This window comes from Methylocaldum sp. 14B (genome assembly GCF_002005105.1).
Classification (GTDB): Bacteria; Pseudomonadota; Gammaproteobacteria; order Methylococcales; family Methylococcaceae; genus Methylocaldum.
Genome location: NZ_MSCV01000043.1, coordinates 1 through 21245, shown reverse-complemented (window position 1 = coordinate 21245; position 21245 = coordinate 1). Strand labels below are relative to the sequence as shown.

17 protein-coding genes are annotated in these 21245 nt (G+C 59.7%); 4 read left to right on the top strand and 13 right to left on the bottom strand.

Annotated elements, in window-relative coordinates:
- Nucleotides 1-87 precede the first annotated feature (87 nt).
- Nucleotides 88-1563 carry a PAS domain S-box protein gene (locus B2A78_RS23095; RefSeq protein WP_077732405.1) on the top strand — a complete coding sequence of 492 codons (1476 nt, stop codon included), beginning with the start codon at nt 88-90 and terminating at the stop codon, nt 1561-1563.
- Nucleotides 1564-1578: 15 nt separating this feature from the next.
- Nucleotides 1579-2202, top strand: coding sequence for a response regulator transcription factor (locus B2A78_RS23090; protein ID WP_077732404.1), 624 nt, complete (start codon nt 1579-1581; stop codon nt 2200-2202).
- Between the two features lie 393 nt (nt 2203-2595).
- On the opposite strand, the gene B2A78_RS23085 is transcribed toward B2A78_RS23090, so the two are convergent.
- Nucleotides 2596-3546 (bottom strand): cation transporter, encoded by a 951-nt coding sequence (locus B2A78_RS23085; protein ID WP_077732403.1) that lies wholly within the window; start codon nt 3544-3546, stop codon nt 2596-2598.
- Nucleotides 3543-4055 (bottom strand): transporter substrate-binding domain-containing protein, encoded by a 513-nt coding sequence (locus B2A78_RS23080; protein WP_077732402.1) that lies wholly within the window; start codon nt 4053-4055, stop codon nt 3543-3545. Before B2A78_RS23080 ends, B2A78_RS23085 begins: the two co-directional genes overlap by 4 nt.
- Nucleotides 4056-4239: 184 nt before the next feature.
- Between B2A78_RS23080 and B2A78_RS26220 the strand changes: the two genes are divergently transcribed.
- Nucleotides 4240-4407, top strand: coding sequence for a hypothetical protein (locus tag B2A78_RS26220; protein WP_168175534.1), 168 nt, complete (start codon nt 4240-4242; stop codon nt 4405-4407).
- 95 nt (nt 4408-4502) lie between these two features.
- On the opposite strand, the gene mobH is transcribed toward B2A78_RS26220, so the two are convergent.
- From mobH to B2A78_RS23045, 7 genes are all read right to left on the bottom strand, one after another.
- Nucleotides 4503-6248, bottom strand: coding sequence for a MobH family relaxase (gene mobH, locus B2A78_RS23075; RefSeq protein WP_168175533.1), 1746 nt, complete (start codon nt 6246-6248; stop codon nt 4503-4505).
- Between the two features lie 272 nt (nt 6249-6520).
- Nucleotides 6521-7330, bottom strand: a complete 810-nt coding sequence (locus tag B2A78_RS23070; protein ID WP_077732443.1) for an HNH endonuclease — start codon at nt 7328-7330, stop codon at nt 6521-6523.
- Between the two features lie 20 nt (nt 7331-7350).
- A complete protein-coding gene (locus tag B2A78_RS23065; RefSeq protein ID WP_077732400.1) occupies nt 7351-7833 on the bottom strand; it encodes a preprotein translocase subunit SecB in 483 nt (160 codons plus the stop codon).
- Nucleotides 7830-8402, bottom strand: a complete 573-nt coding sequence (locus B2A78_RS23060) for a type II toxin-antitoxin system MqsA family antitoxin (protein WP_077732399.1) — start codon at nt 8400-8402, stop codon at nt 7830-7832. The genes B2A78_RS23065 and B2A78_RS23060 overlap by 4 nt, the downstream gene beginning before the upstream one ends.
- 5 nt (nt 8403-8407) lie before the next feature.
- A complete protein-coding gene (locus tag B2A78_RS23055) occupies nt 8408-8872 on the bottom strand; it encodes a hypothetical protein (RefSeq protein WP_205780882.1) in 465 nt (154 codons plus the stop codon).
- A 27-nt stretch (nt 8873-8899) separates the two neighbouring features.
- The gene (locus B2A78_RS23050; protein WP_346425857.1) at nt 8900-11602 is read right to left on the bottom strand and encodes a DNA methyltransferase; all 2703 of its coding nucleotides are present in this window, start codon (nt 11600-11602) and stop codon (nt 8900-8902) included.
- Nucleotides 11603-11706: 104 nt separating this feature from the next.
- On the bottom strand, nt 11707-12087 hold the full coding sequence (locus B2A78_RS23045; protein WP_077732442.1) for a four helix bundle protein: 381 nt from the start codon (nt 12085-12087) through the stop codon (nt 11707-11709).
- Nucleotides 12088-12328: 241 nt separating this feature from the next.
- Between B2A78_RS23045 and B2A78_RS25885 the strand changes: the two genes are divergently transcribed.
- The gene (locus tag B2A78_RS25885) at nt 12329-12853 is read left to right on the top strand and encodes a hypothetical protein (RefSeq protein ID WP_168175532.1); all 525 of its coding nucleotides are present in this window, start codon (nt 12329-12331) and stop codon (nt 12851-12853) included.
- Here the strand turns inward: B2A78_RS25885 and B2A78_RS23040 are convergent.
- The 4 genes from B2A78_RS23040 to B2A78_RS23025 all read right to left on the bottom strand — a co-directional run.
- On the bottom strand, nt 12831-13247 hold the full coding sequence (locus B2A78_RS23040) for a type II toxin-antitoxin system VapC family toxin (protein ID WP_077732397.1): 417 nt from the start codon (nt 13245-13247) through the stop codon (nt 12831-12833). The two genes, B2A78_RS25885 and B2A78_RS23040, sit on opposite strands and share 23 nt — an antisense overlap.
- A complete protein-coding gene (locus B2A78_RS23035) occupies nt 13244-13492 on the bottom strand; it encodes a type II toxin-antitoxin system Phd/YefM family antitoxin (protein WP_077732396.1) in 249 nt (82 codons plus the stop codon). Before B2A78_RS23035 ends, B2A78_RS23040 begins: the two co-directional genes overlap by 4 nt.
- A gap of 63 nt (nt 13493-13555) precedes the next feature.
- A complete protein-coding gene (locus tag B2A78_RS23030) occupies nt 13556-16342 on the bottom strand; it encodes a helicase-related protein (protein WP_077732395.1) in 2787 nt (928 codons plus the stop codon).
- A partial coding sequence (locus tag B2A78_RS23025; protein WP_077732394.1) for a DEAD/DEAH box helicase occupies nt 16339-21245 on the bottom strand: 4907 nt, incomplete at its 5' end. The genes B2A78_RS23030 and B2A78_RS23025, both read right to left, overlap by 4 nt.

Below are 21245 nucleotides of genomic sequence, written 5' to 3'. Positions count from 1 at the left end.
TGAAACTCGCTTTCTCCAGTCAATCCTCAAGTGAATCTCACTCTCGTCATAGCCACTTTAGGGCTCTTCGCTCTATTCGGACATCGGATGCGGCTACTGTCGAAACGCTTGCTGCGAGCCGAGCTCTATTTACACGAAATTCTGGACCGTGTGCCATCAGGAGTGATCGTCACCGACCGGTACGGACGAATCGAGATCGTCAATCCGGCTGCAACCCGGATGTTCGGTTACGGATTGAACGAAGTGCTGCCGCTCAGCACCGATCAACTGATGTCGGAAACACAGGCCGAAAAACACTACGCTCCTATCCAAAATCATCGGAATTCCGAGATGCGCAAAGTTCACGGCTCCGGATTCCGCTCTTGGCAAGGCAAGCGTAAGGACGGCACCTTCTTTCCGGTTGAAATGGCCATCGACGAACTCGAATCGAAGGACGAGCGGCATTTCCTGATCATTGCACGGGACATTACCGAGAGAGCGTACCTAAAAAGCGAATTGGATAGGCGCGAGCGAGAATTCCGGGCACTCGTGGAAAATTCGCCGGATATCATCGCTCGCTTCGATCGAGCTCTGCGCTTTATTTATGTCAACCCGGCCATAGAACGCGTTCTGGGCCGACCGGCGTCGAGCTTTCCGGGCAAGACGTATCAAGACCTCGAATTACCTGACGATCTGGTGAGATGCCTACAGTCGCCGCTAAAAAACGTTTTCGCCAGCGGTAAGGAACAAATCGCCGAGTTCGTCCTGCCGTCCCCTGACGGCGAACAGCACTTTCAGTCCCGCCATGTACCTGAGCTCTCGCCCGATGGCACAGTGCACAGCGTGCTGTTGAACTGCCGAGACATCACGGTCCTCAAGAAAACAGAATTCATGCTGCGGGAACGGGAGCAAGAAATCCGCGACTCCCGGCGACTTTTGCAACGCCTGGCCGCTCACAGGGAAAATTTGAGGGAAGAAGAGAAAAAACGGATCGCTCGGGAAATCCATGACGAACTGGGCCAGATCCTGACGGCCATGAAGATGGATATTTCCTTCATACGAATGAACTTTCTTCAAAACCACTCCGAATTGGCAAAAAAGATCCAGGCCTTGGGCGTCCTGGTAAATAGAGCGGTTCAGGTCGTACGCAACATATCGACCGATTTGCGCCCCAGCGCACTCGACTTCGGCATTGCAGCCGCACTGGAATGGCTGGTCAAAGAGTTTGAGACCCGCACCGGTATCCCATGTGTCTTAACCACAATGAGCGATATCGTCCTTGATGAACAACTGGCTATCGCGATATTCCGTATCGCCCAGGAATCGCTGAACAATGTGGCAAAGCATGCCAATGCCCGCCACGCTTCCGTACTCCTGGTTTCCCGGAATGATCATATTCGCGTCGAAATACAGGATGACGGCTGCGGCTTCGATGTGACGGCCGAGCACAAACCCAAGTCCTTTGGCCTTTTGGGAATACGGGAACGGGTGTCGGCATTGGGCGGCAAGTTCGACATCCATAGTACACCCGGGAAAGGCACCCGGCTTGCGATTCGGCTTCCTCCTAGAAGTTCTCCTTTTTGAAAATCGGAATGATTGATGATCAAGATCCTGGTAGCCGACGACCACCCTATCATTCGCCATGGAATAACTCATATTTTGTCTTCAACCGTCAATTTCTCGGTCGTGGATGAAGCCGCGGATGCGTCCGAAGTCTTGGACAAGTGCCGCTGTACCGATATCGACGTTCTGGTTTTGGACTTGTCCATGCCGGGCACTCAAGGCGTCGACTTGATTAGACGCGTCCAGCAGATCAGACCATCGCTTCCCATACTGATCCTGACCATGCATACCTCGGAACAGATCGCCGCAGAAGCGATCAAAGCCGGCGCCGCGGGTTACATCACCAAGGACTGCGAACCGGGCATCTTGGTTGCCGGCATAAGAAGAGTAGCGAGCGGTCAACGCTTCATAGAGTCTTCGCTGGCGGAAAAAATCGTTTTCACTATGGTGCCGGACCAATTTCCTCACGCGGCACTTTCGCAGCGAGAGCGGCAGATTCTCCGTCTTTTCGCTTCGGGCAAGCGAGTTCAGGACATCGCCGACGCGTTATCCCTCAGCGAAAAAACCGTCAGCACCCACAAAACGCGCCTGATGCGGAAACTCAGCGTCAAAAATAACGCCGACCTGATCCGGTATGCCGTCGAGCATGACTTGATTTGATCTGATCATCTCGGAAAAACAACAGCAGACGGACAAAAGCTGGCTGGCCGCACCTAAGTACATTCCGCAAATACTTGCGGAATCTCGACTGTTTGGCTTGATTGGCGGGGTTGTCCTGCAGGTTGCCTATGCCGCAAGACTTCCCTGAATGTACTTAGAGCGTTTTCCATCCCGGTGTACGGATTCGTGCCAGGAGGGGAGAACGTAGGTCGGCAATCCCTTGCCGACGTATCGGCTCGGCGAAGGGCTTTGTCGGCAAGGGATTGCCGACCTACGTATCTGGCTGGCCGCATCCTAGATTTCTAGGATGGGCGAAAATTGCGCGAGGGCGCCGAAATTCCGAAAGTGGCGCTGCCCTCGACATGCAATCTCCTCCTCCGGCAAGCGTCAGGCTCACTCAGGCGGCCGGTCCAGCACCGTGATTGTCACGTCGTGGAGCCGCCAGTTGATCGACTTCGCATCCGCCACAGCGTGACGAATCTTCGCGGGCAAGTCCTCGGGCGAACCGCGCGGCGTCACGAACACTTCGCCGAAGAATACGTGCCCGACTTCGCGCAGCCTGACCGTGGCGCCGGCGACCCAGTCGAGCCTTTCGATGCATGCGCGCAACTCATCGGGGAGCGGTTCGGGACCCGAGCGATCGGTTTTCATCGGGCGGCGCTCCATGAGGTCGTGTACGGCCACGTACACGTTGACCACGCCGTCCTTGAGAATATCGGCGGAAACCAGCGCGGCTGCCACCGGATCGAGCCACCACAGACCGAGGCCGACACCGAGCACGCCGACGGCCGTCGCCGTCTCCGCCATCCAGTCGGCCTTCATCATCTTCGCGTCGGCGTAAAGGATTTTGTCATGGATTTGGGGTGCGAGCTTGAGTTTCGCGCGACCGAAAAAGACGCTCGGTATCGCCGTGTAAGCGATTGCCGCGAGCATAGGCCAGCCGGCCCAGAGCGTATGGCCGAAAAGCGTCATCCCGCCGATCGTCGTGCGTTCGACAGCTATCAGCTTGGTCACGGCTTCAACCAGCAAAAACCCGCCCAGACCGACGAGCGAGAGCGAGGCGGTGAGATAGCCGATCGAGACGACGCCATGGTAACCGTAAGGGAAATCCTCGTTCGCTCTGCGGCGCGCGATGCGCGTGCAGACGAGAAAGGCGATCGCCGGCACCGATGAAAACGCGTCTTCAAAGAAGCTCGTCCGCATGGCTTGCGAGGTGCCCATGGTGAGACCGAGAAAGGTCGTGGACGAGGCGATATAGATCAATGTCCACGTTTCCAACCGCCGCGCCTTTTTTAGGTCGCGTTCCTTTTCGGGCGGCAGGTCAAAAGCATCGAGGGGCCTCATGGCTGCGCGTTCTCCTGCTGCGCCTGCTGAGCACGGCGTCGCAACATGGCTTTGTCCTGGGCGGCAAGGAATCGGTCCAGCGAAAAAAGCAGCGCGCTCTCGCCCGGCGTCACGGCGAGCACGTGTTTCTTCTCGGTTCCGTATCGATCCTCGATCTCAATGTAAGGCTGCGTAAGACCGAGCTTGGATTTGTAAGGCGTCTCGCTGTCGAGCCCCGCCGCCAGTACATCGATCTCTCGGCGATGCAGCGCTTCAATGAGTTCCGCTTCTGCGCCGCTCCGCCAGGTCACGGGGGCACCGAGGCCTTTCGCCCAAGCCTCGATCAGCTCGGGTTCGAGTCCCGTGACGCGGCCGCCCTCGAAGCGTACCCAGGGTGGGTTGTCCGCCACGCCGACACGCAATTCGCCACCGCGCACGCGGTTTAGCGCCCCGGCACTGTCGCGCGGAAGGGAATCGCAGCCGGCCAAGAAGAACACGGTGAGCGCCACCAGAACCAGAGTAGGCATCATCGTTGCGTTCGAGATAGGCCGAATTCGGTCGGTACAATATTAGACCGGCTTGAAGCGGTACGATTTCGTTTGCGGACCTACTAGCAACACCGGCCCTATCATCCGGCCCAATGAGTTGCGATATATCAAATTCCGGAGGGGCTTATGACAGGGGTGCAAGTCGACCGTACTCGACGAGGGCAACGTGTACTTCCTGCTCCGCCCCCGCGTGCAGGAGGAAGAGCCGGAGAAGATCGGTGATATGACGTTCCTCCAGGCGGAAAAACTCGGCGAGGATGTCCGGCGAACTGATCAGCGCAAATCGACCGCACAACATTCAATCCAAACAGTAGATTCGTTAAGGAAGCTCTGAATAAGTGGATTCCGCTCATGCCCTTCGACAGGCCTGTCCTGAGCCCAGTCGAAGGGCTCAGGACAGGCCTGTCGAAGGACTTAATCAGACCTTCATTAAGACGCTCGCCGTAAATGCGGGTTCGGCTGGGGATTGGTGGTCCTGAAGATTCGTCCCACGTCCCTCACCAGAATCCCGTTGATCGCCGTCGAACGGTTCTGTCCGGTCACGATATAGCGGTGGACGTTCATGCCGTTCGCGGTCCGTTCGTGCAAGCCCAGCTTCAGGAAACGCTTCTGCACTTTGTCCCAGGAGCCATCGGATGCATCGGGCTCTTTGGCGAAATCCTGAAATAAACCCGGGCTGACCAGTAACACGCCTTCCGGTATGACATGAATCCGGGTGCCCGGATTGTTGTAATCCAGTTTTTTGCTGGCAATTCCCGCAACCAGCCAGGCTAGGAAGGCTTCACCGAGATCATCGGGAGAAGCGAAAGACAGAGGCGACTTTAGCTCGTAGTGCTGATGCTCGGCTGAATGGCCGGGTGGGTTGGGGCTGGCATTCACCGGGGCAGTCACGGATTCCGGGATCTCTGGGATTGGAGTGGGTCGAGGCTCGCCGGAAACCGTGCCTTCCGGAGTTTTATCCACCTGCACCGGCGGCTGGCATTGAGGCGGGGAATCCGGCGTGACGGTACCCTGGAATTCGTCGGGCCAGCGATCCCGATTCGGCCAAAGCCGGGGGACCGGAATTCGAATCAGCGTCAACTCATGCCCCCAACCTTCGCCATTGACCATCGCACGCCAGATCGCGCGATCGTTGCAGGCCACCAGAACGCCGTGTTCCTGCAAGACATCGAAGATGCGGTCGTTCTGGGTCGGAATGCCGGTGTGTCCTGATTGCACGAGATGCAAACGTATGGCATCGACGGTGCGCTTGCTGACCATCCAGAGATCGTCACCGACTCGCCATCCGGCTGCGCCGTTTCGGTTGAGCGGCAGTTCCTTTTCGTCGATCAGAAACCGCAAGGCGGCGATCAGCTTTTCATGCAACGGAACGACGGCGCTGGATGCTGCGCGCTGCCCCGGCTCCGCTCCCAGATTCCGCGCCACCGATTCGGAATCGGCCTTATTGACGATCTCGCCCATTACTCCGGCCTCCGCCGTATCTCCACCAAGGCAGGAAAGCCAGGCCGAAAACGCCTCGCGGTCGCCGGCGAGCCAAGTCAAGCCTTCGGCGGGGATGATTCGATTCACCAATAGCAGCGAAGCTTTTTCATGCAATCGATACTGCCGCTTCGGCACGAATGCCGTGCGATACCACCGAGCATGGGGATCGTCCGTCAGACTGCCTATCCAGGGGTCCCACTGCCCGGAGTCTTTGCCGCGTTCGTCGAACACTGTAACAACCTGGTCGACGGCCGGTTTCGCCAGGTCGTGCAGCAAGGCCGCCGTAAAAACGGCATAGGTCCAAAGATCGCGCTTATGGTTTATGTCCTCCGGCACAGCGCCGGGCGGCAACAGGTAGGCGTGTCGCAGTTTCAGCGCGATCGTAGCGACCTCCAATCCATGATCGAGCAGGCCGCCGGCATAGGCATGATGGTGAGCTTCCGAGGCGGGGAGCTGCTGCACGAATTCGGCAAATCGGTTGATGGCCGCGACGTAATAGACTTGAAAATGATGCCGAGTTGCTCCCGCCAACTCCTCGATAAGGTTGACATGCTGTCGGCGACTGAGCAGCAGTTCCTGGGGAGACAAAACCGGCAAAGCGCCGGCTGGCCGGCAATCAGTTGGTTCAGGCGACAGCGCAGCCGGGGCTGCTGGCGACCGGTGCATGAACCATCCAAAGATCGGAAGCTTCATGGTGAAAACTCCAAGGGCTACCATGCCGTTAGCAGGCATAGAGCCTCTCGCAAAAATACTCTTCAGATCAGATTTGTGCGACCTAAAACCATTTAACTATCCGATCTCTATCCGTGACTCATGAATTCAACGCTTCTGAATTCTTCGAACCCTCAAATTTCTCCGAACAAGCCCGGAAACATGATCTTGACCACGTTGCTCGGAGCGGTGGCCAAGGACTTTTTGCCGCCCCGTCAACTTTCGAGCATAACTCACCTCAACCCCGCCCTGCATTATTGCGTCGCAGAAGCGAGCGCTTGGCAATCAGCTGTTTGGTTGACAGAAAGCAAGAATCGGGCGCGGTGAAAGCTTAGATAGCTTTGATGCTCGGGAGCCACCCAGCGCAGTTCCAAGCCCGGCACGATTCCGAGTCGCTTTAAATCGGTCTCCGCAAGAGAAGGCGATGGCACTAACCGACCTCCTTCATCGAAACTGATCAGGAATCGGTCAAACAAGGCATCGAGGTTGGCGGTCAGCAGAAAGCCGTTGAACACATCCAGACGCTCGGCATCGGACTCGCATTCCGCCCAAGGTTTGGCGTGGCTGGCGCGCAGAACTTCAGGGACAGCCACTCCTGTTACCGCGCAGGCCCCTCCCCAATATTCCAGCATTGCTTCGCGGAACTTCTGTTGCCCCACACGCTGGCGAACCATGCGTTCGATTTCCGTCCCGGCCAATCCCGGGGGCAAAGCCGACAACTCCTCATCCAGCGCCTTCTGATAGCTGGTTGCGGCCTGAGTGGGCAATGCGCGTGACAAACTTGCCGCTCGGCGCAACAGCGCGGCGAGCGCAGCCTCATTGCCCACTACGAAGTCGCCCCGATCCCGGACAGCTTGGGGGAAGCCACGCGATAACTCCGGTAACAACGCGGCGGCACCGGACGTGAAACGGACTCCGAAGCCGGCGTCCAGCACAGAGATGGTGGAACGGGTGGGATGCCGCGCTGATGCAAGTGTGACGTCATGCTCGTCGGCTACCAGGGTGTGTTCGAAGCCGTTGTCAACGCCGACTTTTTCGATTAGGGCGCGTTGCAGCGGGTTCACGGCCAATACATCAAGGCGGCTTACTCTGCCGCTGGATCATTATGGCGGTGATGGGGCAGTTGAACTGCAGGCAGCACCAATCGCGGCAGGCGCATGCGCTCGCATTGCGAGGCGAGGTATTCGCGCCAATAGGGCCAGACATGGTAGCTGGCATTTTTCAGCGCAAACTCATCGATGCAGCTCTGGGCGAGTTCGGTTTGCAGGCGATACTCGGCTACGAACTCGGCTTCGATGACCGCGAGAACCTTGGGGTCCTCGGCCTCTCGTAATGGCTCAATCCAACGCGTGCCTAGCACCATAAACACGCGCAGCAACCGCCCTTCTCCCTCCACCTCGACGAGGGTGGACTGCTTGACCGCATGCATCTGCTGTACCGTCAATGCCGCAAGGTCGGGAGCGTATTTCGGGTCGAAATCGTCGCTGCAATGGGCAAAAGCACCGCGCAGATAGACGTCCTCAATCTTCAGGCCATCGATAGCTTTTTGCAGGTCGGCGCTGATCATGCGGCGTTTTCGTAGTGTGCGGCGGGTTCGGGTTTCGAGCTGTGAACCACGCGCAGGCGGGGCGTTTTTCGCGGCGTCGCCAGGCTGGACTGATCCGGCTGCCAATCCACGGCTTGCCAGTCGGCCGAACGCGCGGCGACCGCAGGTATCTCCACGCCCGCATCACGCGCCAGCTTGGCGAATGCCTCGGGCACCTCAGACGCCAGCCGCAGCAACTTGTCCATGGCTTCGGATTGCATCACATCGTCGCCTTCGTATTTGGAAAACGCCACCGGCCCGCCGCCGAAAATCTGCGAGGCCTGCGCCTGGGTAATACCCAAGCGCTCCCGGATCGCACGCACCTCTGCACCAGGCAGCAGACCGTCCACCTGCTTTTTGAAGGCAATCATGGCGCGTTTGTTACGGCGAATGTGCTCGGCGCTACCCTGCTCCGATCCGCAAGCATCACACTCGGCAAAGTACAGAGGCAACGATGCGTGTTGTCCTTTGTATTCAACCTCGCTGAAGTCCATGCGCTCATGCAGTTGTCCTTCTTCGCATAGCGGGCAAAGTTGGGTTTGAGGGTTCATACTGGCTACCTCTCCTCGGGCGGGTGGCAAGAGATGATCAACATCATGTTGCCGGAGCGCCCAATCGCAAATTTCACATAATATTCAACATCCATGTGCTTGTTGGCGGTTTCTATCCATTGCCGAAAGAACAGTTGGTAACTGTCGCAAGCCGCCCAGGCGCCGCCCGGTTTATTGGTACACCACTGGCTCCCTTTGAACTTTCCACCATTCAAAGCGATTTTCACCAGATCGACGACATCGGCGGGCTCCATATCGTATTTTTGGACATCACGCATGCACTTTTGCGTCCAAAGCTTAATTGCCGCCTCGCCTGTAGCCAGTATGGCCAGCACTTCCTCCCTTGTGTACAGCGGGCCGCCGGGGATGCGGCGGTCGGCCTGATCGTCCGACGGCGGCGTACCGGCATAAGCGCTCAGGTTTTTCCTAGTATTTACCATGATGGTAAGTATGTCTATAGGTTTCGCCACGGCTATCCGAAGGAGGTGACAAAGCCTTCATGACAATTCGCCCTTCTCCAATCGATCCCACGCCGCCAGCACCAGGCGTTGGGTGCGGTATTCGCCGAATGCGCGCACTTCGTTGTTCTTGAGCACGCGGAAGGTTTCGGAGGGGTAGTCCTCGCCCATCACGTCGGCGGGGTGGAGGATGTAGCGCAGTTCGTCGCGGGTCAGGCCGTAGAGGCGGGCGTAATAGGCGTCCAGTTCGGCGCGGAGGTGAGCACGGCGTTCGGGGTCGAAGGGGAAAGGGGTGAGTGGCGAGTGGCGAATAGCGAGTGGGTTTTCGGGCGAATGGCGAATGGTAAGTGGCGAATGGGAAGACGGTGAACGGTAAGTAGCGAGTGGCGAACGGTCTTCTTTCTTACCATTCGCTATTCGCCATTCACCATTCGCCATCCCCGCCACCCCCGCCATCCGCCATTCACCATTCGCCGCGCCCCATTCGCTCACCAGGTCTTCGGCCCAGGCTTGCAGATCGTGGGCGGTGTAGGTCAGTTCGAGGACGCGGGGGACGATGAAGGCGAGATCGGTTTCTGTGTAGCGGTCGGGCGGAATGAACGGGAATTGCTTGAGGCAGGAGTATGTCAGGTGTGTGCCGCCTACCTTCACACGGGCAATGAAATCCAGTACCAATGCGCCGAAATTACCCAGTAGCGCCGCCACCCTCATCGGTTCCGCAGTAGTCATGAAGAGCGGCATGGTATGTCCCACCCCAACCCTCGGCACCACCGACGCAATCGCCGTGCGTTCGTCCGTCGCCCGGCAAATATCCCGCCAGCCCATCAGCCAGCCGCGTGACCAGTTCTTATCGCTCAGACGTTGTTCGACTTCCGCCTCGCTGACCCAGTAACGCGGGGTGACGGTGAAACTCGGATCATTTTTGTCGTCGAGCGTGACATCGCCGCTGTTTCCGTCGGAACCGTAGCTCGCCCAGCGGTGGTCGAACTGGTGGATCATTTTGGCCTCGTACAGCGGCAGCAGGCCGGGGCTGGGGGCATCGGCAAACAGGTGGCTATCGTTGGCCATGTCCAGCATACGCATGAAGGAAATTCCCCACGGATTGCCATCGGGCTGGCCCTCCTCGATCAGCACCGGCGCGGCGCGGTAGAGCTTCTTGGTGAGTTCGGCATCGCGCTCGCTGCGGAACACCGGGCAGGTGAGCGTGTTGGGGTTGATGAGGCGGAATTCGTCCGGAGTGAGACGGAAGCGGCGGCGAGAATCCTTCAACTGATCGACTTGCGTGGCAAAGCAGACGAACTCCGCCTGCTCGGCAGCCCCTAGCGTAAGGAGGCAAAATTTGTAACTGCGATGCACGTCTTCGAACACTGCTTCACGATTTTCAATGTCGTACAGGCTCACCAAGCGTCCAGCTTGGGTGATATTGGCAAAATAAGCTTTGGTGCTGTCGTCTGTGGCGATGCCTGTTGGCACGATAAAACCTGCACGGCCCCGAGGCGCCGTTATCTGATTGATGGTTTCGGCAAACAAGGCATAGGTGTTCACATCCCCCACTCCGGTCAACGGATAGCGACCACCGTCTTCCCCCTTCACATGGGCGAACAGGCTGGCGGCTTCGGCGGTGCGGCGGGCGCCAATGAATTCGGCGTACAGGCGCTGTTCCGCCTCGCACTCGTGGGGCGGATGATCCATTTGCGGATAGAGATGGCGGGCCAGCATGCCCTCCGAGAGCCATTGGATGCGCTGGGCGCGCTCGGCCTTGTTTTTCGCCTCGGCCACGTGGCGGTGGCGGGTGGCGAAGAATTCCTCCTCTTGCAGCTTGATCCGTTCCCAGGGCGGATTGCCCAACACACAGTCAAAGCCCCCCGTCGCGAACACCTGCGGAAAGGCCAGCGGCCAGTGCAGCACGCGGGCTTCGCGGCAAACGGCCTGCGCCGCGGCCAATTGCCGCCGGTGGCCGGCGTCGAGGGTATCGGTCAACAGGGCCAGATACAGCGTGGCGCTGGTAGGGACGGGCGAGTGGTGAATGGTGAATGGCGAGTGGTGAATGCCATTCGCTTCTTCCCCACCATTCGCCATTCGCCACTCACTGTTCGCCTCATCTTCGCCATTCGCCGTTTTCGGCAGCAGGTAGGCGCCCAGCAGGAGGTCGGCGGCGTGGGCGAGACGGCTCTCCTTCGCCTGCTGCAAGAAATCGCGGTAGGCAGTTTCCTTGGCGGCGATGTCCTGCGTGCTGTTCTCCGGCAGGGCTTCGAGGATTTGCAAGGCGGCCAGGCTATCCGCGTCGTCGAAGCGCAGCCGGGTTTGCTTGCCTTTGAGGTCGCGTTCCAGTTGCTTGAGGCCGACGGCGTTGGCCTTGGCCAGCCGCTTGCACACGTCCTTGTCATCGCCCGAAAGCGGCTTGTAGGCGTCCTTGGCGATGCCCTGTTCCAGCGCCTTCAGATCGGTCAGGCCCAGCAGCGCATCGCCGCATTGCAAATGGTGGTCGAGGAAGGACAGCGGCCGGCCTTCCTCGTAGCCTTCCAGCCACAGGGCGGTGCGGGCCAGTTCCAGCGCCATCGGGTTGCGGTCCACCCCGAAGATGCAGCGTGCCACGACTTCGCGCAAGGCATGACGGTAGTCCTGAGGTGTAACTGCACCCTCCGGGCTTTGTAACTGGGCAAGCTTTTCCGCCAAGCGGCGGGCGGCGGCGAGCAAAAAGTGACCGCTGCCGCAGGCAGGGTCGATCACGCGGAGACTCAGTAGTGCGTGAGTGGCGAATAGCGAATGGCGAATGGAGGAAGGCGTTTCTTCCCATAATCGCGAATAGCGAGTGGTGAGTGGCGAATGGTCACTGTTCTCTCCATTTACCGTTCGCCATTCTCCATTCGCCCCTTCAAGCGGCGTTCCAGTGACAGTAGCTGTTTGCCGAGAATCGTGGTTTGTTCCAACAGCGGCGTTAGGTCGGTCTCCGTGCTGAACCCCAGATCGGTCGATAAAATCAGTTGTGTCTCCAATTCGACCCTGCTCCCGTTGGCGGTTCTGAGGAACTGAGTGAACTCCGCCGGATAATGCCGCCCCCATCCTTCCGCAATGTTGCTCGGAATCGACACCGCCGCCCGCCTCATCTGGGCGATCAGCCCAAACCGCTCGCTCGTCGGGAAGGCTTCGGTCAACCGATAAATTTCCGTGACCAGTTTGCGCGCGCGCTGCCAAACCTCCAGATTCCGGTAACTTTGGATTTGCATAGTGGATAAACACCTCACGGTATTGGGGAGAAACCATTGACCATTCGCTGTTCGCCATTCGCCCCGCCTCACTGAGGCGCTGTTCGATCACGGGATCAAGCGCGGATTGGATCAGCTCTTGCACCAGGCTGTCGGGGGTGTAGTAGCTGCCGGTTAGTTTGCGGGCGTTGCCCTTCGTGGCTGAATGGCGAGTGGCGAGTGGCGAATGGGAAGTCGGCGAGTGGCGAATGGCGAGTGGCGAATGGTCTTCCTTCTTACCATTCGCTACTCGCCATTCACCATTCGCCATCACGGCGAAGCGCGGGTCGGCCTCATCCAGCCCCAACGGGTGCGGGGCGACGACGATGGGCACCTGGCCCGCGAGCAGCGACACCGGGTAGCGGCGATCTGCCACGGCGATATCGGATACAGGCTGGATTTGGGTGTAGCCGAAGGCATCGCGCAGCAGTTCGCGCACAAAGTTCTGGGTGATAGCGGCCGTGTCCAGATCGGCTCGCTCCATCTGGACGGCGAAGTGCTTCCACTCGGCACAGGCGATCTGAAAGGCGCGGCCGTATTCATCCTTGAGCTTGAGCCCTTTCGGGATGGCGTAATCGGCCTCGGTCTGGTGCTGGGCGACGCCGAGCGCGGCTTTTTCCAACTGGTCGGGGAGGAACAGGCCGCCTTCGAGGGTGAGCGTCGGCAGGCTGAGGGCGCCGGCGGTCTTGCGGGTGCGCTTCATGTTGGAGGGCGGTGGGTAAAGATCAGGGACTATCCCAGGGATTGAACAGTTCGACGGGGATCTGTTCAAAATCGCGGATGTTACGTGTGACCAGCGTCAGGTCATGTTCAAGGGCCGTCGCGGCGATCAGGCTGTCGATGGCCGGCAAGGGCCGGCCTGCCCGGGCGAGCACGCGCCCCCAGCGATCGGCAATCGCCGCGTCGATGGGTAAAACGCGGCCGAAGAAAAATGCAGGAAGCTCGGTTTCCAGCCAGTCGAGCAGAATTTGACGACGGAAGGCATCGGGACATGCCTCGATGCCCTTGCGTATTTCGCCCAGTGTCAACACGCTGAGGTATAACTGGCTGGCGGGTTTGGCGGCCAGCCAGTCGACCAGTCGCGGGTTGGGATTCTTGCGCCGCAGTTCGGAGAGCACATTGGTATCGATCAAATAGCTCAAAACGAGACCTCTCGCGTGAGACTGCGGTCCCGCTCCAGAGCAAGATCTTCATCGCCCCAAAGGGGGGATTGACGCATGAACTCGACGAGGGATTTTTGTCGTTGGGCCAGTTGGTCGAATTGCTCGCGCGAGAGCACGACAGCAACGGATTTGCCGTGCGAGGTGATTTCCTGCGGGCTGTGCTGGGCTTCCCGGAGCAGCGCCGACATTTTGGCTTTGGCTTCATTGAGCGGCCAGGTATGCATGATAGCCTCCCGTGCATGACTAGAATGGTCACATTTATAGCGCATTCGACCACCACTCGCCATTCACAGCGCGTCCGGTAACAATACATAAACGCCCATCACATCCACCGGCAGGCAGGCCTGGACGCTGTATTGGCCGATATCGCGGGCGGCTTCGCGCACGCGCTGGTGATCTTCCAGCAGGGCCTTGGCGCGCTGCTCGGCCAGCGCTTGGAGCTGCCGCGGGTGGCCGGCGAGAAAGTCCAGCGCGGTACGGATTTCGCGCCGCAGGGTTTCCGCCGGCAGGTTGCCGCTGGGGGTGCATTCGAGCAGCCGGGCCACGCTGTCGTCGCTGAGCCATTGCGGCTGGCTGCGGCCTCGCACGGCCAGCGCCACGGTTTCCTCGGCCATCATCTGGAAGGGTTCGCGGCGGCGCACGTAGCCGAGTTGGTGGCGCAGGCGCAGCAGGTACACCGTGGTGACCACGTCCACCGCCTCGGTCAGGGTGGCGGCACAGCGGGCGGCGACCGGGCGTTCGCCGGTCAGGCTGTCTTCCAGCAAATGTTCGGCCAGTATTGAGACCAGCGGATGGCTGCGGTGCAGTTCGTGAAAATCGATGAGCAGCGGCTTGGTAATGCCTTCGTCGGCCAGGCGCTGCTTCAGCGCTTCAGGCAGATGCTGGGGCAATAGCCGGAATTGCTGCCTGGGCGCCGGCTCCAGCGGGGCATTCAAGCGGGCGCAGGCGCTCTGCACAAAGCGCCGAACATCCGCTTGGGTGCCGAGGGCTTCTTGTTGCTTTTGCCATTCCGGCAACACTTCGTCAGGGCGAATGCGGCGCTGGGCAAACACCGTGCGATTGGCCTTGGCTTTTTCCAGCGCGTCCTTCCACTGGGCTTCCAGCGGCGCGAGGATCCGCTCGGGCTCGCCGAAGTCGAAACTCATCTGCTGCGGCCCCTGGCGTTGAGTTTCACTACGTTTCATCAGCGCGGCCTTGACTAAGGCCTGGTTGATGCGCACTTCGTCTTCGGGCAGCGGCACCAACACGCCAAGCTCTCGCTGGATAGCCTCGCCCTTGCGCAGAATCACGTTGAGCACGAAGCCATCCACCGGATTGTCCTGGCCCCAGAGCAGCGTGCAGCGTACTTCGCCGGCGCGCTGGCCGAAACGGTCGACACGGCCTTCGCGTTGTTCATGGCGGGTGGGATTCCAGGCGAGATCGTAATGGATGACGGCGGTGAACAGGTGTTGGAGATTGATCCCTTCGGAGAGGCAGTCGGTGGCGACCAGGATGCGCGATTCGTTTTCCTCCATCGCCTCGACCCGCTCGCGGCGTTCCTCCGGGGTATATTCGCCGGTCACGGCTTCCACGCCGGTTTTCGGGAAGGCTTTGCGCAAGTGCTCGGCCACATAGTGGGCGGTAGCGACGTAGCGGCAGAACACCACCGGCTGGTAGCCGTCTTCCAGCAGGGCTTCGAGATGCCGGATCAGCGCGGCGAGCTTGGGATCGCCCGCTTTGCCGGAGAGGCGCTGCGCCTCGGCAATCAGGGCTTGCAGGCGGCTGGCGTCCTGCAATTGGGCCGGGGGTTCGAGGTCGCTGCTACCGAGATCGTCCGCTTGGCCATCGTGCAGGCGCTCATCGGTGAGCAGTTCGTCGGTTTCCACACCGCCTTCCAGGCGGGTGGTCAGGGCTTTGACCGCAGCCGCCGGCGAGGAAGCGACACAGCGCAACAGGGCGAGCGTGGCATACCAGATCAGGCGGGCGCTGCCGCCGCCGGACTGCTCGATGCTTTCGGCCAGCTCGCGGCAGTAGCTCTGTACATTATCGAAGAATGCCCCCCAGTCGCCGCTGAGCGGGTAGGTGACCTCGGTTTTCATGCGGCGTGGGAAACCTCGGCCGTCGCCGGTTTCCGCTTGCCATTCGGCGATGTCCTTGCGGCGACGCTGCACGAAATGACGGGCCAGTTCCTGGCGCAGTGGATCGCCGGAGGATAGGCGGCCTTGCAGCGCGGCAAAGCGCGCATCGAGCAGCGATAACAGGTTGTAGAACGCGCTTTCGTCGCCGGAGTGCGGGGTGGCCGTCAGTAGCAGCAGGTGGCGGTGCGAATCTTGCGCCAGCCGTTGCAGTAATTCAAACCGCAATTGTTTGCCCTGCCCACTGGCGGCGCAGGTGTGGGCCTCGTCGACGATGATGCATTCCGGCGCGATGGCGAGGAAATGTTCCCGGTGACGCTCGCTCTTGATGTAGTCCAGGCTGACCACTACCACGGGGTAATGATCGAAGAGGCTGATGCCATGAGGCAGGTTGCGCTCGATGCGCGAAGCCGAACTGGCCGTCAACGCTACCGCATGCAGATTGAAGCGGGTTTCCAGCTCGCTTTGCCATTGCTCGACCAGATGCGGCGGGCAGAGCACGGCCAGACGGGCGATTTCGCCACGATCGATCAATTCGCGGGCGATCAGGCCGGCTTCTATGGTTTTGCCGATGCCCACGTCGTCGGCAATCAACAGACGCACAGTTGTCAGGCGCAAGGCCATCAACAACGGCACCAATTGGTAGCCGCGCGGCTCGACGGCGATATTGCCGAATGAGCGGAACGGCCCGCCGCCGGCGCGCAGTTTGAGGCGCAGGGCATCGCGGAGCAGCAAGGCGGCGGCGTGATTGCCGGCTTGATCGGGCTCCGGCCAGGGAAATGTGGCGGGCTCGACCGGTTGCAATTCCAGTTCGGGAATCAGGGCAACGATGTCGTCGTCGGCACCGCCCAAGGGACGCAGGCGCAGCCAGTCGCGACGCGATTCGCTTTGCACCACCCATTCGCGGCCCCGGGCGCGAACGAGATTACCGGGCATGAAGTCGTGTTCGAGAGTGGTCATTGTTGTTTTTCGTGCGGGCCGAACACGTCGGCATGGGTGGAAAATTGAGCGGGCCATTGGCCCGGATCGGAAAAGTCGAGCACTTGCCAGCCTTTATCGGTCAGCAGGCTCTGTAGCTCGGGCGATATTGGTTCAAGAAAAACCAGTGCTCGGGTAGCTTTGTACTGGCCGGCGGCAGTGGCGGCGCCCTGATTGACGGTAACCTGGGTCGCGTCCGGCGGGTTCAAGCCGCCATCCGCAAGTGCCTGCAGCCACTGGTCGAGTCGGCCATTGTCTCCAATTCGGGCCGTGACGGCCGGTTCGGCGCTTTGCGCCGGCTTGGGCGGTTGCACCTCGGCATTGGCAAGCGCCACCAACAGCTTGAGCGCATCGGTATCGCGGCGGTTGATGTGCTCGTGGTCCGGCTGGTTGAAATAAGAGAGCAGACACTGATAGCACCCGGCCTCGCAGATGCGGTTGCCCAGGGTGTCGGTCTGCTCCAAGCTCGATAACTCGTCCAGCTGCCACAGCCCTTGCGGCGCTCTGTGGTGCATGAGCTGCAAGGCATTGCTAGCGACTTGCGCCAGGCTGGCGGGCTCGCTGGCCAGCCGGGTGAGAACACCTGCGCCACCCTCCGCCGCTTCATAGAACAAAAGTGCCTGACGCTGGTCGGCCTTGAGCAACGGTTCCGCCACCAGTTCTGATTCCTCGATCTGAAACGTCATCTCGATGCCGCGCTTGAGCGCCGCCTGCAAGGTGGCCATGGTCTCAATTGGTAATGGATGCAGCGGCGCCAGGATCAGCAGGTTACGGTGATCCTCGACGAATGGAACGATGCGCTGATTAGGCACTTTGTCGAGCAGGGCTTCATCGTTACCGCCCTCGTCACTGTCGTCGGGAGCATCCTGCTTGCTCCAAGTGCCGGTGATCGGATTGATGTAAAAACCGAGTTGTTCCTTGTCCTTGCGGCGGCGCCAGCCGCGATTGATCCGCCACAGGCGTGCAGCCGGCGCATAAGTCAGCTCGGCTAATATCTCGTCACCGCTTGTGACGATTGCCTTGCGCTTTTGGACGACCCCATCCGGCCCCGGTAGGAAACGATAGGTGGTCTGGAGCTCGAAGCCTTGGCGCTGCCGCTCTTCGTCGTTGATGGAAATACGTTCGACGGGCACGGTTTCGACGGTCTCGATGCGGTAAAGCTCGCGTACCCAGTCGTGCTCGGTCAGCAGAGCATCACAGTTTTCACAGGTGTTGACCACGGGGTGAGCGCCGCCAGGTTCGCCCAGATGGCCGTAGCCACATTGGCTGCAAATCAATGATGAGATGGTGGCCAACTGGCTGTTGCCGGAGATGTGGTCGGCCGACCCCACGTTGAGCTTGGCTCGTACCACGCGGTACGTCCGACCCTGGTGGTAGATGAGGCTGCGCGGGCCAAACTCGGAAAGCGCCAAAAAACGCGGGCGACTGACCATGCTGCCTTCGTCATCCTGGCCCGTACCACCCTTGCTGCCAGTGGCGGGAATCCAGGCCATCAGCGGCAGGCGGGGGAAATTGTACCCAGGCAGGAATCCTTGGCTGGCCAGGTAGCGATAGGTGTAAAAATCAGAATTCTGGGTATTACCGCTCTTGAGCAACACGGCGTATTGACGTGCTGCGTCACTATAACGACGTTGGGCGTTTTGCCTCTCGCTGTGAGAAGCCGTGTGACTCTTGACGATCTGATCGGCCATGCTCATTTGCGTGCGGGTGGCATCGAATAACACACGCCAACGTTCCAGGGCTTTGGAGAAACGTTGCGGTGCTTGTTCGATCACCTGCCGAACATAGGCCGGCGAGAACCAGTCGCTGCCATCGAGTTCATTTCGAAGCTGATCGATAACGCGGGCCGCAGCTTCTTGCGCCCGCTCCTGCACCGCTGGGTCATTGAGGCAGTCGTAGTAATGCTTGATCAGCGGCTTGTCCGGCTGATCGAGGTCGAGCATGGGCGCGATGCTGGAATCCAGTTCGACTTGCGCGCATGCCAGCCAGACCGCGTGAAGATGACTTTCAACCAGATCGCGGTTGACCAAATCCAGTGTAGGCGCCCGTACTACACCATGCACCATCTCGTCGGCATGGTGGAAGAACCATTGATCGTGCGGACTCAACGAGGCACAGTAGGTAATGACCAGGGCTTGCTGGCCGGAACGCCCGGCCCGGCCGCTGCGTTGTGCATAATTGGCCGGTGTGGGCGGCACATTGCGAAGATAGACCGTGTTGAGCGCGGAAATGTCGACGCCCAGTTCCATGGTGGGCGAGCAGAACATGACGGGAAGCCGTTCCAGCGGGGCTTCGTGCGCCGGATTACTGGCCCAGTCCTGGCGATCCTTTTCGGTGTAGCGGAAACGCTGCTCCAGCCATTGGCGGCGGGACGCATCGACCTGCGCGGTGTGCTCCTGCGCTTCGAAATCAAACAGAGGGTGGCCGGGCCGGCGCAGCAAATCAGCGACATTCAGGTAGAGTTCGCGAAAGAATAAATTGACGCGGCTGTCTTCGACCGGCATCTCATCGGCGGTCAGGCGCCAGTCCAGCGCCGCCGCATTCAGACGCCAACCGACCAATTGTTGCTCGATCGGGTGTTTTTGCACATAGCCATATAGGTTGGCAGCCTGAAGCAAGGCTTCAACCAGTTCAGTCCACTCCGGATCTTTCCATAGCGGAATCTGGCCGGCGAAGGCGGTTTGTTTCCAAAAGCCGGCCGATTTTATTCGGCGCAACAGGCGCGAGCGTGGCCCTCCGGTAACGAGGTCGGTCCGTGGCTTACCCCTGTACTCCGGGCGTTTACCGAGAATCAGATACTTCGCGGTTTCCAGTTGTTCGTCCGGCGCAAAAGCCCAACGGTCGTTCAGGTAGGAATAGGCGCTGGTGCGGGCCTTATCCTGCTCGACGGCATCCAGATAGCGGCTTTCCAGACAGAGACTGCCGCGCATGGCATCGAAGATGAGTTGACACAAAGCCGCACGATGGCCAGCACTCAGCTTGGCGAGCGTGGCGCTCTTGGTGAATGCCGAATCGTCGGCGCAAAACTCGTCCAGGCTACGGTAGCGAATGGCGAGCAGGCCGAGTTGATCGAGATTCGGGTTGTTGAATCGCCAACCGCGGCGGAGATCGCGCAGCAGCCGATAGCCGATGATGAAGCGCAGCGTCCGTTGTGCTTCCTGCCGCGCTAGACCCATGAGCTTTGGCGTGCGCAGGTACTCGACGAGGGTCGCTTCATCGAGTTGGTCAAAGCCCAGCGCCTTGAAGACCGCATCCGCCAGTTGCTCCTCATTCAACTCGCCGTTGCTGACCTGTAAAGCGCCGATCAGTCCGGAGCGCAAAGTCAGCAGGAAAACGAAGTCATTGAAGTGCCCGGCTTGCAGGGCAGCATCCTGGCGGTTGTCGGTAAAGCCGAGCAACTTGCGTGGATCGGGTTGTCCCGGGAGTGCGGACTCGGTCTCGGTAAAGAGCTGACGTAGTGCGCTGAGTGTGAGGATGGTGGTTGCAGACGAGCGGCCTTCACCCGAGAGGCTGGATAGGCGGTTGATGTCTTTGCCGTGGGCTTCGTGAACTTGACCGCAGCTCAGGCAGAAGCGGAATTTGCCGGGGATGTACCAGTACTGTTCGCCGCCGCCTTCGCTGCCTTGCGTATCGACCGTTACCCGATATGGCACGGCTTTCTTGTAATTCTGTTTGACTTTGGGTTCGGCTCGACTGAGATCCAGCCAGGTTTCCGGCAAGTCCTCCAATTGCCCCCGGTACTGTTGGCTTGCCCGAACGGGACATAGGAATCCATACGCCATGTCGTCCCGGTCCTCCGAGGCGATGTCGTCGATCTCTCGCGGCCGATAGCGGGCAGGGTCTTGCCTTGACCTCCAGACAGGGTGGTATTCCTGACCGCAGTCACGGCAGAAATGCACAGGGTACAGCTGAACGCCTTCGTCTTGGCGGCCCGGCGCAAAGCGTTGGGCATCCAGCGTAATGTGGCGCTTGCCTTGCGCTTCGAGCGTGGCGAGCACTTTACCGGGGCCGCTGATGAACTGATGGAGCTTGAAGGCAAAAGGTGGCCGGCCTTGCGGGGTCTGGACCTCGTGTGCGGCAATCAGAAAACGCTGTAAACCATTACGCGCTTCTTCAACGGTGCTTCCGCAGTCCTGGGCCAGTTTCTGGCTGGCTGCTTGCAGCGTCATGGGCTTGGCGCGGCGCGGTGGCTCATCGTCCGGGAGTTCAATGCCCAGATTGAGTTCTACCCAAATTGCCAGGGGATCGGATCGAAACGCGTCAAAATCACCCCACTCAAAAACCTGCCGAGTCACTGCCGAATAGAGTTGCGCCTGTATGGAAGACACGTCCTTGAGAGGGTCCGTTACCCGCTCTAATGTCTCTCCGATGATATCCTGCTCGGTAATGCTGACACCGAAGAGCTTGCTGGCCACCTCTGCTACGGTTTTGTTGCGGTCGGCGTGACTACCTGCGTTCGACATGGTTGCCGAGGTGCCGATACAGACCAAGGCATCGGCTTGCAAACGCTCTCGCAGGCGACGAACCAACAATGCGACATCCGCCCCCTGCCGACCGCGGTATGTATGCAACTCATCGAGGATCAGGAACTCCAGGCCATGACAATGTTCGACCACGCGTCGGTCATCCTCGTCGAAACGCGTCAGGATGAGCTCCAGCATCATGAAATTGGTCAGAAGAATGTCCGGCGGGTTATCGGCAATGGCGGTGCGTTCGGTCTGTGTCTCCTGTCCAGTGTAACGGGCTACCGAGAACGGCCGCTGTCCATCCGGGTAATCATGCAAAAACTTATCGAGTTCTTCGAGCTGACTATTTGCCAGCGCGTTCATCGGATAGATGACGATGGCACGGGTGCGCGGTGTCTTGTCCTGCTCCTTAGCCTTAA